Consider the following 13,957-nt stretch of genomic DNA (forward strand, 5'->3'; position numbering starts at 1 on the left):
ATGGTGCATGACTGCGACGTGCTGGTCGTCGGCGGCGGCCCGACCGGAGTTACGCTCGCATTGCTGCTCGCGAAACGCGGCGTACGGACAATCGTCGCCGAGAAGGATGCCGATATCTATCCCCTGCCCCGCGCGGCGCATGTCGATCACGAGATCATGCGGGTCTTTCAGGAGGTCGGGGCCGCCGACACCATCATGGCGGGCAGCCGGCGTACGACGCGCTATGACTTTCTGAACGCCGCGGGCGAAGTGTTGCTGCGCTTCGACGGCGCCGACCGGATAGCATCCGGGGGCTGGCCCGCATCGAACATGATCCACCAGCCGTCTGTCGAGGCGGCGTTGCGGGCGCGGCTCGCCGACCCCGCCGAACTGCGCTCCGAATGGGAGATGACGGGCTTCGCCGAAGACGACGGGGGCATCGAGGCGCATTTCGCGACACCCGAAGGCGAACGGACGGTCCGCGCGCATTATCTTGTCGGCGCCGACGGCGCGCGCAGCCCGGTGCGCAAGGCGGCGGGTATCGGTTTCGACGATCTGGGGTTCGAGGAGCCGTGGCTGGTCATCGATACGCTGGTTCAGGATGCGTCGCGCCTGCCGTCGGTCAATCTGCAGATCTGCGATCCCGCACGCCCGACGACCTGCGTGCTGATGGGCGAAGGACGCCATCGCTGGGAGTTCATGATCAAGCCGGGAGAAGAGCCGGACGAGGTTGCAAGCGACGCATCGATCGCCCGGTTGATGGAACCCTGGAACGTCGACGGGGCGGTCCGTTTTGAACGGAAGGCGGTCTATACCTTTCGCGCGCGTGTCGCCGAACGCTGGCGCGCGGGGCGTGTGTTGCTGGCCGGGGACGCCGCGCACCAGATGCCGCCCTTTGCCGGTCAGGGTCTGTGCTCGGGAGTCCGCGATGCCGCCAATCTGGCGTGGAAGCTTGCGGCGATCCTGACCGACGGCGCGCCCGACGCGCTGCTCGACACTTATCAACCCGAACGCGAGCCGAACCTGCGCGGCACGATCGGCCTTGCAATCATGATGGGCCGCACGGTTTGCATTGCCGACCCCGGCGCCGCCGCGGAACGCGACCGCCAGATGATCGCCGCGCACAAGGCCGGCCAGGGGCCCGCGGGGCCGCCGGCCTTCCCGCCGATCAGCGACGGCCTGATAATGAAGGGCAGCCCCGGTGCCGGCAGCTATTTCGCGCAGCCCTGCACCAGCGACGTCCGGTTCGACGACATGCTGGCGGCGGAAGCCCTGCTGCTCGAACGGGAGGTTGACGATCCGCGCCTTGAGCCTTTCCGGCCCGCACTGCGCGCCTGGCTTGATGCTCATGACGCCGAAGCCGTACTGGTCCGGCCCGACCGCTATGTGTTCGGAACCGGAAGCGCGGCAGAGTTACGACAGCGCTGGGACGCGCTGTTGACGAGGCGTGCCGAAGGATCGGCCTGAGCTTTCGGAAGCGCACCGGCTGGCTGGGGCGGCAGGATTCGAACCTGCGCATGGCGGTACCAAAAACCGCTGCCTTACCGCTTGGCTACGCCCCAACGGCCGGTGCGACGCGCGCTCTAGAACGCGCCGCCGGTTATTGCAAGAAAGGGCTTAGAGGCGCGTGACCCAGCCGTGCGGATCGGCCGCAAGGCCGCGCTGGATGCCGACGAGCTTGTCCTTGAGCGTCGTCGTGACCTGCCCCGGACCGCCCGCGCCGATCGTGAAGCTCGTTTCCCCGCGCGTCACCTTGCCCACCGGAGTCACCACCGCGGCGGTGCCGCAGGCGAAGCTTTCGGTCAGCTTGCCGCTCTCTGCATCGGCCTGCCACTGGTCGATCGAATAGGGCTCCTCGCGAACGACCAGTCCGGCATCGCGGGCGAGCGTGATGATCGCATCGCGGGTGATGCCGGGCAGGATCGTGCCGGTCAGCGGCGGGGTCACGACGCTGCCGTCGTCGAAGACGAAGAACATGTTCATGCCCCCCAGTTCCTCGATCCAGCGGTGCTCGGCGGCGTCGAGGAAAACGACCTGGTCGTGGCCCTTCGCGATCGCTTCCTGCTGCGCGATCAGGCTCGCCGCATAGTTGCCGCCGCATTTGGCGGCGCCGGTGCCGCCCGGCGCGGCGCGGGTATAATCCTCCGACACCCACAGCGACACCGCCGGGGCGCCCGACTTGAAATAATTGCCGACGGGCGAGACGATGACGAGAAAATGATACTCGGACGCAGGTTTCACGCCGAGGAACACCTCGCTCGCATACATGAAGGGGCGAAGGTAGAGCGCGCCACCCGCGACCGGCGGAAACCAGTCGGCATCAGCCTCGACCGCCGCCTTCACCGCGCCGATGAACAGCTCTTCAGGAATTTCGGCCATCGCCATGCGGCGCGCGCTCGCATTGAAACGCGCCGCATTGGCCTCGACCCGGAACAGCGCCATCGACCCGTCGTCGAGACGGTAGGCCTTCAGCCCTTCGAAAATTTCCTGCGCATAATGGAGCACGGCAGTCGCCGGATCGAGCGAGAGCGGACCGCGCGGCATCACCTGCGCATCATGCCAGCCCTTCGCTTCCGAATAACGGATCGACACCATATGATCGGTGAAGACGCGCCCGAAGACCGGATCCGCGATCGCCGCCGCGCGTACCTCGTCCGCCGTCGGGTTCGGGTGCGGAAGGCGGGCGAAAGCGGGAGCGAGCATGGCAAAAACACCTGTGGAATCGGGCTGAAACGTGCGCGCCTCTTGCCAAAAGCGGGCGCGCGGCGCAACGGTAGTGACTATGCCGGATGAAAATTTTCTTTCACAAGTACCCGCTGCCTCTGCCCTTTTCTTGCGCGAGGAGGAGGTTCGTCGCGGCATCGAATATCTGTTTTTCGGGCATGGCGCGTTGTGGCGCACCATCGACGCACGGCTCTCGGAAAACGAGCTGGGCCGCGCGCACTATCGTGCTCTCTACTTTATCGCGCGTGCGCCGGGGATCACGATTTCGGACCTTCTCGCGCTGCTTGGCATCACCAAACAATCGCTCGGCCGCGTGGTGAAGGAGCTCGAGGCGCGCGACTATCTGACCACGCGCCCCGGAAACCGCGACAGGCGGCAGAAGGAACTGCGCCTCACCCCCGGCGGGCGGGCGGTCGAGGCGGCGATATTCGCGCAGCTCCGCGATGCAATGAGCCGCGCCTACACCCACGCCGGCCAGCAGGCGGTGACGGGCTTCTGGCACGTCACCGAGGCCCTGATGACGCCGCGCGAACGGACGCGGGCCGCGCGGCTGGGCGGCGAGCCCTAACCCTCTCCGCGCGCGATGTCCGCGAGTTCGCGCCCGCGGTCGCGCGCGGCGCGGAGGACATTGGTCAGCAGAGCGGCAAGCTGGCCATCGCTGTCGAGCACGTCGAGCCCCGCCTGCGTGGTCCCGCCCTTGCTTGCGACCTGTGCGATCAGCGTACCCGGTTTCTCGCCGCTGTCGGCAAGAAGTGCGGTCGAGCCGCCGAAAGTCGCGATCGCCAGCTTCAGCGCATCGTCGGCCGCAAGGCCGAGCCGCTCGCCGGCGGCGGCATAGGATTCGATCAGGCGGAAGACAAAGGCCGGGCCGCTGCCGGTGAAGGCCGTGACCAGGTCCATCGTCGAATCGTCGGCGAGCGCGACAACGGTGCCGAGCGGTTTCAGCAGCGAGGTGACAGCCGCCTCGTCAGCGTCGCCGAGGCTGGCGACCGCCGACACGCCCGCGCCGATCCGTGCCGCCAGATTCGGAAGTATCCGCACCTGCGCCCTGGCATCGGGGAAGCGCTGCGCCAGATCGGCGAGTGATACGCCGGCCAGAATCGAGAGCAGATGGACGCCACCGGCCATGGAGGAAGCGAGATCGTCCGCGACCTCGCCAAGCTGCTGCGGCTTCATGCCGAGCATGATCCAGTCGGCGCTGCCACCCGCCTCTTTCCACTCCGCGAGTGAGGCATGGTGCGAAATCCCCGCGCGCGGTGCCGCAAACGGATCGACGATCGCGACGCTCGCGGGATCGAGCCCGGCCGCCAGCCAGCGGTCGAGCATCGCGCCCGCCATATTCCCGCAACCGACCAGCAGCATCCGGCCGGCGAACTTCGTCAAACTCTTCGTCATTTCGTCCCGTTTTCTGTTTAGCGGCAGCTGCTCTCGGGACCCGAAATCAGGTCGAGACAGCGGCCGTCGATCTTGTTCATATCGAGCGGCACACCGATCACCGACGCGAGCGTCGGCAGGATGTCCACCGTCATTACGGCATTCGGTTGCTCGAATCCGTTCAATCCCTTGCGCCAGAAGAGCATCGGCACCCGCCGGTCATAATCCCACACCGATCCGTGCGTCGCGACATAGCCCATGCCCGATTCGGGGATCGGCGTGACCCGCGGCTTCAGCACGACGAGGAAGTCGCCCGAGCGCTGCGGATTATACGAGGCGCGGAGCTTGTCCATCAGCGTCCAGGTATCCGGCGCGCGCTTCGAGATCGGATAATTCGCGAGCTCTTCGCCCGTGACGACGGCCTCGACCTGCGGATGCGCCCTGAACCGCGCGACAAATTCGGCAAGCGCAGCCTTGCGCTGCGCTTGCGTCAGCGCCTTCGACAGATACATGTCGCCGAAGGGCCCGTCGCTATAGAGCAGCGGCTGCGGCAGACCGAGCTTCTCGGCAACGGCCTTGCCCATCGCGTCCGGATCGAGTGCGCTATCGACCCGCTCGGCCGCAGGCCAGGCATTCTGGCGATTGCGTTCGGGAATGTCGTGCCCGCCATGGTCCGCGGTCAGCATGACCATATAGTCGATCCCCGTCGCGTCGAGGCGCGCGAAGAAGTCGCCGAGCTCGCGGTCGAGCGCCAGCATCTGCATACACATTTCGCTACCCTCGGTACCCGTACCGTGACCGATATAGTCGGTCGCCGACAGGCCCAGAATCAGCAGATCGGTCGTATCGCCCTCGCCCATCTTGCGGGCGGCGCGCAGGGCGGCACCGGTGGCGAGCACCGCACCGTCGGCTTCGGGCGACGCCATGAAGCGGCGAAAATCGCCGCCGTCGCGCTGGAAGCGACCGGTCCCGACGGTGACACCCTTGGTGCCGATAGGGATCGCGATATCGTGCGAGGCACAGTCGGAGGGCAGCGTGAGCGCCAGGCGCGGCGCGGCGATGGCCGCCGCGATAACGCCGCTCGCCTTCTGGGCCGTCGGCGACAGCTCAACGCCGCGAAAGCTGGTCAGCCCCGTCGGCGTCAGCCACATCAGTTCGTCGGCCTTGCGCCCGCCCATCATGATCGCCGCGCGGTCCTTGCCAGCGACCGAGACGACCTGCGCTTTCGGATTCGCCGCCTTCATCCAGTCGCCCAGCGTGGCAACCAGCAGGTGATTCACCGAAGCTGCATATTTGCCGCTCTTGGAGCTGGTGTCGGCCAGGGTTTCGTCCTCGGCGCAATAGATGCGCTTGTCCTCGCGCGCGACCGACAGGTCGAAATAGTTGTTGGCAATGATCCCGGTGTGCGCGGGGTGATTGCCGGTCAGGATCGTCGAATGACCGGGGCAGGTTTCGGTCGCGCCATGGGATTGATAGCCCGAAGGGAAAACCACGCCCTGCGCGAGCCGGGCAAGACCGCCGGTAAAATGGCTGCGATATTCGGCAAAGAGGTCGGCCGAGAACTGATCGACGGAAATCGCGATGACGAGTTTCGGCGCGGGTGTCGCTGCCGTCACCCTAGCGGCCTGCGGAGCGGAATCCTGCGCGATAACCGCACCGGTTCCGGCAACCGAAAGAGCAGCGGCGAGGGCGGTGGTCAGATATTTGAACGTCACGGGGCAGCATCTCCGATAGGGGGTCGTCAGCGCGGGCTGTCCTCTCGTCGAAAGCCGCCTATATGGCAAGCCTTAGACGATGAACGGCGGCAGGCGGATCTTGGAATTGCCTAGACAGGTTTTTATGACAGTTTTGCGCGCGATATTGGCCCTTTTGGCGCTGATTGGGCTGGCACTGGCTCCTGCCCGCGCGCAGACCCCGCACATGACGGCGAAACTTGTCGCCGAATCACCCGCCCCCGCGCCCGGCAGTACAACGTCGGTCGCGCTGACGATGACCCCCGACAAGGGCTCGCACGGTTACTGGCTGAACGGTGGCGATGCGGGTTTCGGGCTCGAGGTTGAATGGAATCTGCCCGAGGGCGTGACCGTCGCCCCGTTCCGCTATCCGGTGCCCGAGGCGCTCACCCTGTTTGGCATGATGAACCATGCCTACGAACATCCCTATGCCTTGCTTGCCGATGTGCAGGTCGACCGGAGCATCGCGCCGGGCACCGACCTGACCCTGACCGGCCTCGCGCGGTGGCTCGTCTGTTCCGACAAATTGTGCGTGCCCGAAAAGGCCGTGATTTCGGTTGCCATGAAAGCCGGCGACGGGAAAATCGGAGCCGCTTCGCGCACCCAATTCGACCAGTGGCGCGCCAGATTGCCGCAGCCGCTCGACCGGCCGGGGACATGGGAACGCAAGGGAGAAATCTTGCGCTTTGCGGTTCCGCTACCGGAAGGAACCGCGCTCGACGCGCCGCACCTGTTTCTCGAAACCCAGAATGTCGCCGACTATGCCGCGCCGCAACGCTTCAGCCGCAACGGCGACTGGATCGTCATCGAGACCCGCGCGAAGGGCGACGCGGCAGGGCCGGTGGCGGCACTGGTGAAGTCGGGTGACGGGCGCGGGCTGACGGTCGATTTCAACCCCGGAACCGTGCCTGCCGCGGGCGAGCCGATCGCGATGCGCGGCAGCGGGATCGATATGGCACTTTTCTGGACCGCGCTCGGCGGCGCGATCCTCGGCGGGCTGATCCTCAACCTGATGCCCTGCGTCTTTCCGATCCTGAGCCTGAAGGCGCTGAGCCTCGCCCGGTCCGGCGGCGATGCCCGCGACGCCAAGGTCGAGGCGCTCGCCTATACTGCGGGCGCCGTCGTCACGGCGCTGCTGCTCGGCGGGGCGTTGCTGGCGTTGCGGGCGGCGGGCGAGCAGGTCGGCTGGGCCTTCCAGCTGCAGCACCCGGTCAGCGTGTTCATCCTGATGCTCCTTGCCGTCGCCATCACGCTCAACCTTGCGGGCGCCTATGAGCTGCCGTCGTTCGGTGGCGGCCAGAAGCTCGCAAGTCAGGGCGGCGCGGCGGGCGGCTTCTGGACCGGCGCGCTTGCAGCCTTCGTCGCGACGCCGTGCAGCGGGCCCTTGCTGGGCGCAGCGCTCGGCGCGACGCTCGTGCTGCCAGCGTGGGCAGCGCTGCCGGTCTTCGGCGGCCTCGGCCTCGGCCTTGCCCTTCCCTTCCTCGCCGTCGGGTTCGTTCCCGGCCTTCGCAACCGCCTGCCGAAACCCGGGCCATGGATGGCAACCTTCCGCAAATGGATGGCCGTGCCGATGGGTTTGACGGCCGTGGCGCTTGGCTGGCTGCTGACGCAGCAGGTGGAAGGCTTGCGCTGGGGCGATTTGATCAGCGCTCTCGCCGCCAGCGTCGGCTTCGTCGGACTCTATCGTCATTGGATGAAAGGGCCCGACCGCGGGCACGTCGGCAAACTGTTGCTGCTGGTCCCGCTGGTCGCCGTGGGCGCCCTTGCTTACCAGGTGGGAACGGCCACCCCATCCGCAGCGTCGGCCGAAGTGCGCGGCGATACTTTTACCCCGGAGGCGCTTGCGAAGGCGCGGGCGTCAGGCAAGCCGGTCTTCGTCTATTTCACCGCCGACTGGTGCCTGTCGTGCAAGGCCAACGAAGCGGGCGCGATCAACCGGGAAGCGGTGCAGGCGGCATTCGACAAGGCCGGCGTCTTGACGCTCGTCGGCGACTGGACCAACGGCGACCCGGTCATCACGCGCACGCTTGCCGAGCATGGCCGCAACAGCGTGCCGCTCTATCTCTGGTACAAACCGGACGCGGCGGAGCCCGAGATCCTGCCGCAGATCCTTACCCCCGGCCTGCTGACCGGCAAGGCCGGCGGCTGATGGCAAAGCAGCGCGCGGACCAGCTGCTCGTCGACCGCGGCCTCGTCGAAAGCCGGACGCGTGCGCAGGCGCTGATTCTCGCCGGACTCGCCTTCGTCGGCGACCGCAAGATCGACAAGGCCGGACAGCAGATCGCGGACGATGCCGAAGTCAGCGTGAAGGGCCGCGACCATCCGTGGGTGTCGCGCGGCGGGATCAAGCTCGATCATGCGCTGACGCATCTCGGCTGGGACGTCACCGGCGCGATCGCGATCGACGTCGGATCGTCGACGGGCGGCTTCACCGACGTATTGCTGAGCCGCGGCGCCGCGCGCGTCTATGCAGTGGACTCGGGCACCAACCAGCTTGCCTGGAAATTGCGGCAGGACGAACGTGTGATCGTGCACGAACAGACCAGCGCGCGCACCCTGACATCTAACCACATCCCGGAACCGGTCGATCTGATCGTTTGCGATGCGAGCTTCATCGCGCTGTCCAAGGTGCTGCCGGTGCCGATGAGCTTCGCGAAGGACGGCGCGCGCATGGTGGCGCTGATCAAACCCCAGTTCGAGGCCGAACGGCACGAGGTCGGCAAAAGGGGCGTGGTGCGCGACGCCGCGGTGCACGAACGCGTCTGCAGCGAGGTTCGCGACTGGCTGAACGGCGAAGGCTGGGATGTGCTCGATCTGGTCGAAAGCCCGATCACCGGACCCGAAGGCAATGTCGAATTCCTGATTGCTGCGATGCGGCGAAGCGCTTGACGGCGGAAATAACAGCCGCGACATCTGTTCACCGCAGAATCGCAGACGCGTTCAAGGATTCAGGGACCATATCCGCATGACCGAGATTGCTACGCCCGGCCAGTTACGCATGTCCTATTGGCGCTGGGCGATGGTCACCGTGCCGTCGATCGTGCTGATCGGCACCGCGATGGGCCTGCTGTCGAACAGCGGCTACAGCAACCGGTGGTTCGCCGCGCTCGACCTGCCAAGCATCGTTCCGCCAGGATGGGTTTTCGGGGTCGCGTGGACGATCCTCTATATCTGCATGGGCCTGTCGCTTGCGATGGTGCTCCACGCGCGCGGCGCGAAGGGGCGCGGCTTTGCACTGCTGCTGTTCTTCGTCCAGCTGATCGCCAATTTCGCCTGGTCGCCGCTCTTCTTCGGCGCACACCAGGTGACGAGTGCGCTGTATCTGATCATCTTCATCCTGATGGTGACGGTCGCGACCTTCTTTGCCTTTTCGCCGATCCGCAAGGCCGCCGCGTGGCTGCTCCTGCCCTATATCGCCTGGCTCTGTTTCGCGACGATCCTCAACTTCCAGATCGACCAGCGCAATCCGGATGCGGAGAACAAGGGGGTTGTCGTCCCCGCCGCGACTACCCAGATAGGATAAAGGGCAAGGGGTTCTCCCCCTGGAAGGAAATGAAATGCAAAGCGAAAACCGGATTTTCGACGATCTGGCCAAGATGATCAACGGCATCGCCGGAACCGTCGCCGGCGCCGGCCGCGAGGCCGAGGCCGCGATGCGCGAGCGCGCGAAGGAATTCGTCGGCCGCATGGACTTCGTCAGCCGCGAGGAATTCGAGGCGGTGAAGGAAATGGCCGCGAAGGCGCGCGGCGAAGCCGAAGCGCTGAAGGCGCGTCTCGACAAGTTGGAAGGGGCCGCCAAGCCCGCCGCCACTCCCAAGGCGGCAGCGAAGCCCGCTGCCAAGCCGGCCGCAAAGCCTGCCCCACGCAAGCCCAAGGCCTGACGCAAGCCCGTTTATGCACAGGACAGTCCCCGAAAGCGGCGGGACGCGGACTCGCGTCTCGGCCGCTTTCGGTCTAAGGGCGCTCGCATGAGCGACGATATCTACGACGATGATGATAGCCAGGAAGCGGCGCCGATCGACATGATCGCTTCCTATTTCGCTGCGCACGACTGGCCGCACGAGATGGTCGGCGAGGACGAGATCGTCGCAACCGCACAGGGCAGCTGGACAACCTATGAGCTGCGCGCAGTGTGGCGCCCCGACGACGGGGTGATCCAGCTGCTGGCCTTTCCCGACATCCGCGTCGTCGAGGACAAGCGCGCCGTTGCACACGAAGCGCTGGCGATGATCAACGAGCAACTATGGCTCGGCCACTTCGAACTCTGGTCGAACAGCGGCACGATCCTGTTCCGTCACGGCATGCTGCTCGGCAGCGACGCACAATTGCCGCTCGACCTCACCGAGACGCTGATCGAAAGCGCGATCGACGAATGCGAGCGCTTTTACCCGGTGTTCCAGTTCGTGCTGTGGGGCGGCAAGACCCCCGCCGAAGCCCTCGCCGCATCGCTCATCGAAACGCGCGGCGAGGCATAGGCCTCAGCGCTTTTCGAAGCGCTGCAGGCCCGGCCCGAGCTGGTTCGCGCCGATCGCCAGCGCCTCGCCGCTCCAGTCGGCGACGAAGAAGGATTTGCGCCCCGTGTCGGCGGGCAGGCTCGCGCGGTTGCCGCTGATCGACAGGCCGCGCGACGGATTGCCGCGATCTTCGGCCGCGACAGCGATGAACGCCGAATAATTTTCCTTGTCGCGGCCCTGCACGAACAGATTGTTCGTGATGCTGCCGACCGAACCAGACGGCAGGTCGATCATGTAATTGGTCGCGGTGCCCTGCGTATCGTCGAAACTGTTATCGCTGATCTCGACCTGCTTTGCGCGGGTCTTGAGATAATGGCCGCCCGTGCCCTTGTCGAAACGCGTGTGCGTCACGACGACGCGGCCATAGAGGCCGGTATAAACGCTATGTGCGCAGCTGAGCCCGCGGTCGCAGCGGCCGAGGCGCGAGAAGGTCGAGCGGTCGATCGTCAACATGCTGTCGGGATCGTCGGCCGTGAGAATACCTTCCTCGCTGCTCCGGAACATCGAATTGACGACCTCCAGATTGCTCTTCTCGAGCCGGATGCCGGCGCCGTTGCCGTCGGGCACACGCATGTTCTGGAAGACGATGCCATCGACGCGCGCGCCATTGCCGCGCAGCACGAGCGCCGCCTTGCCCTCGCAGGTCACGCCGTCGAAGATCGCACGGCCGGGCTCCGCCGCGACGAAAGCGATGCGGCCCGCCGTCTGGACCGCACAGTCGCGGTGATAACCGGGGGCGATGCGGATCGTGCCCTCGCCGTCGCCGATCGCGTCGACCGCATCCTGCAGCCGTCCGAAGCCGCGACCATCGACGCTGAAGGGCGCATCGCTCGTCTGCGCGGGCAGCGGCACCGGCGCAAGAAGCAATGGAAGGGCGAGCAGCGGCAGCAACGGCCGGCGGAGGATCAGCTTGAGCATGGCCCGACCATAGCCGTTATCGCGGCGCAAGTCGTTGGCGAAGCTGGTTAACCGCGCGCCTGTCCCCTTATCGGACAGGCGCGCCATGGCCGGTTAATCGAGATTCGGACGGAGCCACCGCGTCGCGGTCTCGAGGTCGACCCCGCGGCGTTGCGCATAATCTTCGAGCTGGTCGCTCCCGATCCGCGCAACGCCGAAATACTGGCTTTCGGGATGGCCGAAATAGAAGCCGCTGACCGCCGCCGTCGGCAGCATCGCAAAGCTTTCGGTCAACACCAGGCCGGCATTGTCGCCCGCCGCGAGCAGGTCGAACAGGATCGGCTTCAGGCTGTGATCGGGGCACGCTGGATAGCCGGGCGCCGGACGGATACCGCGATATTCTTCCTTGATCAGCGCCTCGTTGGTCAGTTGCTCGCCGGGCGCATAGCCCCATAATTCAGTACGGACATGCTGGTGCAGCCGCTCGGCAAAAGCCTCGGCAAAACGGTCGGCGAGCGCTTTCAGCAGGATGTCCGAATAATCATCCTTGTCGGCGCGGAAGCGCTCCGAATAGGGCTCGATGCCGTGGATGCCCACCGCAAAGCCGCCCATCCAGTCGCCGGCCGGATCGATGAAGTCGGCGAGGCACATATTGGCGCGGTCGCGGCTCTTCTTGATCTGCTGGCGGAGGAAGGGGAGCGTCACATGGCGTTCCTCGTCGGCGATATGGATCGTGACGCTGTCGCCGTCGCGCGCGCAGGGCCAGAAGGCGCAGACACCGCGGGCAGTCAGCCATTTTTCGGCAATGAGCTTGTCGAGCATCGCGTCGGCATCCGCCTTGAGCGCCACCGCGGTTTCACCGACGACATCATCCTCGAGGATCGAGGGGTAAGTGCCATGGAGCTCCCATGCGCGGAAGAAGGGCGTCCAGTCGATGCATTCGCGCAGGTCCTCGAGCGACCAGTCGTCGAAGCGATGCAGCCCCGGCTGCAACGGCGGTGCGGGCTTGTCGCTGAGATAGGCGTCGTAATAGTTGGCGCGCGCCTCTTCGAGGCTCAGCAGCACGCTCTGCCCCTTGCCCGCGCGCACGTCGCGGACGTGTGCATAATCGTCCTTGAAACCCTGCACATAAGCATCGCGCCCGGTGTCGCTGACCAGCGACGTCGCGACACCGACCGCGCGGCTCGCGTCGAGCACATGGAGCACCGGCCCCTGATAGGCGGGATCGATCCGCAGCGCGGTGTGGACCTTCGACGTCGTCGCGCCGCCGATCAGCAACGGCATGGTCATGCCCGCGCGCTGCATTTCCTCGGCCACCGTCACCATCTCGTCGAGCGACGGCGTGATCAGACCCGAGAGGCCGATCATGTCGGCATCATTCTCGTTCGCCGCCTCGAGGATCTTGCTCCACGGCACCATCACGCCCAGGTCGACGATCTCGAATCCGTTGCACTGGAGCACGACCCCCACGATGTTCTTGCCGATATCGTGGACGTCGCCCTTGACGGTCGCCATCACAACCCTGCCCTTGCCCTTCGCGCCGGGTTCCTTCGCGGCCTCGATGAAGGGCAACAGGTGCGCGACCGCCTTTTTCATCACGCGCGCCGACTTCACGACCTGCGGCAGGAACATCTTGCCCGATCCGAACAGGTCGCCGACGACGTTCATTCCGTCCATCAGCGGGCCTTCGATCACCTCGATCGGTCGGTCCATCTGTTGCCGCATCTCTTCGGTATCGTCGACGATATGCGCGTCGATGCCCTTGACCAGCGCATGTTCGAGCCGCTTGCGCACCTCCCAGCCGCGCCATTCCTCGGCCGCCTTTTCCTGCGCAGCGTTGGTGCCCTTATAGCGTTCGGCAAGCGCGATGAGGCGCTCGGTGGGGCTCAGTTCCTCGCCTTCGACCTTGCGGTTGAGGATGACGTCCTCGCACGCGGTGCGGAGCTCCGGGTCGATCGTGTCGTAGACGTCGAGCTGGCCGGCGTTGACGATCGCCATGTCGAGCCCGGCCGGGATCGCATAATAGAGGAAGACGCTGTGCATCGCGCGGCGCACCGTCTCGTTGCCGCGAAAACCGAACGACAGGTTCGAAAGGCCGCCCGAGAAATGCGCGTGCGGGCAGCGGACACGGATTTCCTTCACCGCCTCGATGAAGTCGACGGCATAATTGTCATGTTCCTCAAGCCCCGTTGCCACGGCGAAGATATTCGGATCGAAAATGATATCCTCCGGCGGGAAGCCGATCGTCATGAGAAGCTTGTAGGCGCGCTCGCAGATCTCGACCTTGCGCTCCTTCGTATCGGCCTGCCCGACCTCGTCGAACGCCATCACGACAACCGCGGCGCCATAGGCCATGCATTTGCGGGCGTGGTTCAGGAACGGCTCCTCGCCTTCCTTCATGCTGATCGAATTGACGATCGGCTTGCCGGGAACGCATTTCAGCCCCGCCTCGATCACGTCCCATTTCGAGCTGTCGATCATCACCGGGATCCGCGCGATGTCGGGCTCGGCGGCGATGAGCTTCAGGAAGGTCGTCATCGCATATTCGGAGTCGAGCAGACCCTCATCCATATTGACGTCGATGACCTGCGCGCCATTCTCGACCTGCTGGCGCGCGACTTCGACCGCCGCGGTGTAGTCGTCGGCAAGGATCAGTTTCTTGAACGCCGCGGAACCGGTGACGTTGGTGCGCTCGCCGATGTTGACGAAGGTGGAAGAGGCAGCGGTGGTCATCGA

The 13,957-nt window shown here is 65.6% G+C and carries 12 protein-coding genes and 1 tRNA gene; 7 read left to right on the forward strand and 6 right to left on the reverse strand.

The features are described 5' to 3' along the window. On the forward strand, nucleotides 1–1,446 hold the full coding sequence (locus L7H23_RS06970) for a bifunctional 3-(3-hydroxy-phenyl)propionate/3-hydroxycinnamic acid hydroxylase (RefSeq protein WP_237838622.1): 1,446 nt from the start codon (nucleotides 1–3) through the stop codon (nucleotides 1,444–1,446). A gap of 20 nt (nucleotides 1,447–1,466) precedes the next feature. On the opposite strand, the gene L7H23_RS06975 is transcribed toward L7H23_RS06970, so the two are convergent. Further along, nucleotides 1,467–1,541 (reverse strand) — tRNA-Gln (locus tag L7H23_RS06975). A 55-nt stretch (nucleotides 1,542–1,596) separates the two neighbouring features. Further along, nucleotides 1,597–2,682 carry a branched-chain amino acid aminotransferase gene (locus L7H23_RS06980; protein WP_237838623.1) on the reverse strand — a complete coding sequence of 362 codons (1,086 nt, stop codon included), beginning with the start codon at nucleotides 2,680–2,682 and terminating at the stop codon, nucleotides 1,597–1,599. 79 nt (nucleotides 2,683–2,761) lie between these two features. Between L7H23_RS06980 and L7H23_RS06985 the strand changes: the two genes are divergently transcribed. Beyond that, nucleotides 2,762–3,271, forward strand: a complete 510-nt coding sequence (locus L7H23_RS06985; RefSeq protein ID WP_237838624.1) for a MarR family transcriptional regulator — start codon at nucleotides 2,762–2,764, stop codon at nucleotides 3,269–3,271. On the opposite strand, the gene proC is transcribed toward L7H23_RS06985, so the two are convergent. Together proC and L7H23_RS06995 are read right to left on the reverse strand one after the other, a co-directional pair. Further along, nucleotides 3,268–4,098 carry a pyrroline-5-carboxylate reductase gene (gene proC / locus L7H23_RS06990; RefSeq protein WP_237838625.1) on the reverse strand — a complete coding sequence of 277 codons (831 nt, stop codon included), beginning with the start codon at nucleotides 4,096–4,098 and terminating at the stop codon, nucleotides 3,268–3,270. The genes L7H23_RS06985 and proC overlap by 4 nt on opposite strands. Nucleotides 4,099–4,115: 17 nt before the next feature. Beyond that, entirely contained in the window at nucleotides 4,116–5,777 is a 1,662-nt protein-coding gene (locus L7H23_RS06995; RefSeq protein WP_237839149.1) for an alkaline phosphatase family protein, read from the reverse strand. A gap of 139 nt (nucleotides 5,778–5,916) precedes the next feature. On the opposite strand from L7H23_RS06995, the gene L7H23_RS07000 reads away from it, so the two are divergent. From L7H23_RS07000 to L7H23_RS07020, 5 genes are all read left to right on the forward strand, one after another. Further along, nucleotides 5,917–7,959 carry a thioredoxin family protein gene (locus L7H23_RS07000; protein ID WP_237838626.1) on the forward strand — a complete coding sequence of 681 codons (2,043 nt, stop codon included), beginning with the start codon at nucleotides 5,917–5,919 and terminating at the stop codon, nucleotides 7,957–7,959. Continuing rightward, nucleotides 7,959–8,699 carry a TlyA family RNA methyltransferase gene (locus tag L7H23_RS07005; protein ID WP_237838627.1) on the forward strand — a complete coding sequence of 247 codons (741 nt, stop codon included), beginning with the start codon at nucleotides 7,959–7,961 and terminating at the stop codon, nucleotides 8,697–8,699. The genes L7H23_RS07000 and L7H23_RS07005 overlap by 1 nt, the downstream gene beginning before the upstream one ends. A gap of 76 nt (nucleotides 8,700–8,775) precedes the next feature. After that, on the forward strand, nucleotides 8,776–9,333 hold the full coding sequence (locus L7H23_RS07010) for a TspO/MBR family protein (RefSeq protein ID WP_237838628.1): 558 nt from the start codon (nucleotides 8,776–8,778) through the stop codon (nucleotides 9,331–9,333). A 34-nt stretch (nucleotides 9,334–9,367) separates the two neighbouring features. Further along, nucleotides 9,368–9,691 (forward strand): accessory factor UbiK family protein, encoded by a 324-nt coding sequence (locus L7H23_RS07015; RefSeq protein ID WP_237838629.1) that lies wholly within the window; start codon nucleotides 9,368–9,370, stop codon nucleotides 9,689–9,691. Nucleotides 9,692–9,778: 87 nt separating this feature from the next. Next, complete coding sequence (locus tag L7H23_RS07020; RefSeq protein ID WP_237838630.1) at nucleotides 9,779–10,285, forward strand: YbjN domain-containing protein; 507 nt, start codon at nucleotides 9,779–9,781, stop codon at nucleotides 10,283–10,285. Nucleotides 10,286–10,288: 3 nt separating this feature from the next. Here the strand turns inward: L7H23_RS07020 and L7H23_RS07025 are convergent, their stop codons facing one another. Both L7H23_RS07025 and metH read right to left on the reverse strand, forming a co-directional pair. Further along, nucleotides 10,289–11,242 (reverse strand): right-handed parallel beta-helix repeat-containing protein, encoded by a 954-nt coding sequence (locus tag L7H23_RS07025; RefSeq protein ID WP_237838631.1) that lies wholly within the window; start codon nucleotides 11,240–11,242, stop codon nucleotides 10,289–10,291. A gap of 93 nt (nucleotides 11,243–11,335) precedes the next feature. Beyond that, nucleotides 11,336–13,954, reverse strand: coding sequence for a methionine synthase (gene metH, locus L7H23_RS07030; RefSeq protein ID WP_237838632.1), 2,619 nt, complete (start codon nucleotides 13,952–13,954; stop codon nucleotides 11,336–11,338). Nucleotides 13,955–13,957: the final 3 nt, after the last annotated feature.

The sequence above is a fragment of the Sphingopyxis sp. BSN-002 genome, assembly GCF_022024275.1.
In the GTDB taxonomy this organism is placed as follows: Bacteria; Pseudomonadota; Alphaproteobacteria; order Sphingomonadales; family Sphingomonadaceae; genus Sphingopyxis.

What these genes read in the sequence shown, in the direction of transcription:
- L7H23_RS06970 (WP_237838622.1), top strand. Translation starts at nt 1, where the DNA reads ATGGTGCATGACTGCGACGTGCTGGTCGTCGGCGGCGGCCCGACCGGA.
- L7H23_RS06980 (WP_237838623.1), bottom strand. Translation starts at nt 2,682, where the DNA reads ATGCTCGCTCCCGCTTTCGCCCGCCTTCCGCACCCGAACCCGACGGCG.
- L7H23_RS06985 (WP_237838624.1), top strand. Translation starts at nt 2,762, where the DNA reads ATGCCGGATGAAAATTTTCTTTCACAAGTACCCGCTGCCTCTGCCCTT.
- proC (WP_237838625.1), bottom strand. Translation starts at nt 4,098, where the DNA reads ATGACGAAGAGTTTGACGAAGTTCGCCGGCCGGATGCTGCTGGTCGGT.
- L7H23_RS07000 (WP_237838626.1), top strand. Translation starts at nt 5,917, where the DNA reads ATGACAGTTTTGCGCGCGATATTGGCCCTTTTGGCGCTGATTGGGCTG.
- L7H23_RS07005 (WP_237838627.1), top strand. Translation starts at nt 7,959, where the DNA reads ATGGCAAAGCAGCGCGCGGACCAGCTGCTCGTCGACCGCGGCCTCGTC.
- L7H23_RS07010 (WP_237838628.1), top strand. Translation starts at nt 8,776, where the DNA reads ATGACCGAGATTGCTACGCCCGGCCAGTTACGCATGTCCTATTGGCGC.
- L7H23_RS07015 (WP_237838629.1), top strand. Translation starts at nt 9,368, where the DNA reads ATGCAAAGCGAAAACCGGATTTTCGACGATCTGGCCAAGATGATCAAC.
- L7H23_RS07020 (WP_237838630.1), top strand. Translation starts at nt 9,779, where the DNA reads ATGAGCGACGATATCTACGACGATGATGATAGCCAGGAAGCGGCGCCG.
- L7H23_RS07025 (WP_237838631.1), bottom strand. Translation starts at nt 11,242, where the DNA reads ATGCTCAAGCTGATCCTCCGCCGGCCGTTGCTGCCGCTGCTCGCCCTT.
- metH (WP_237838632.1), bottom strand. Translation starts at nt 13,954, where the DNA reads ATGACCACCGCTGCCTCTTCCACCTTCGTCAACATCGGCGAGCGCACC.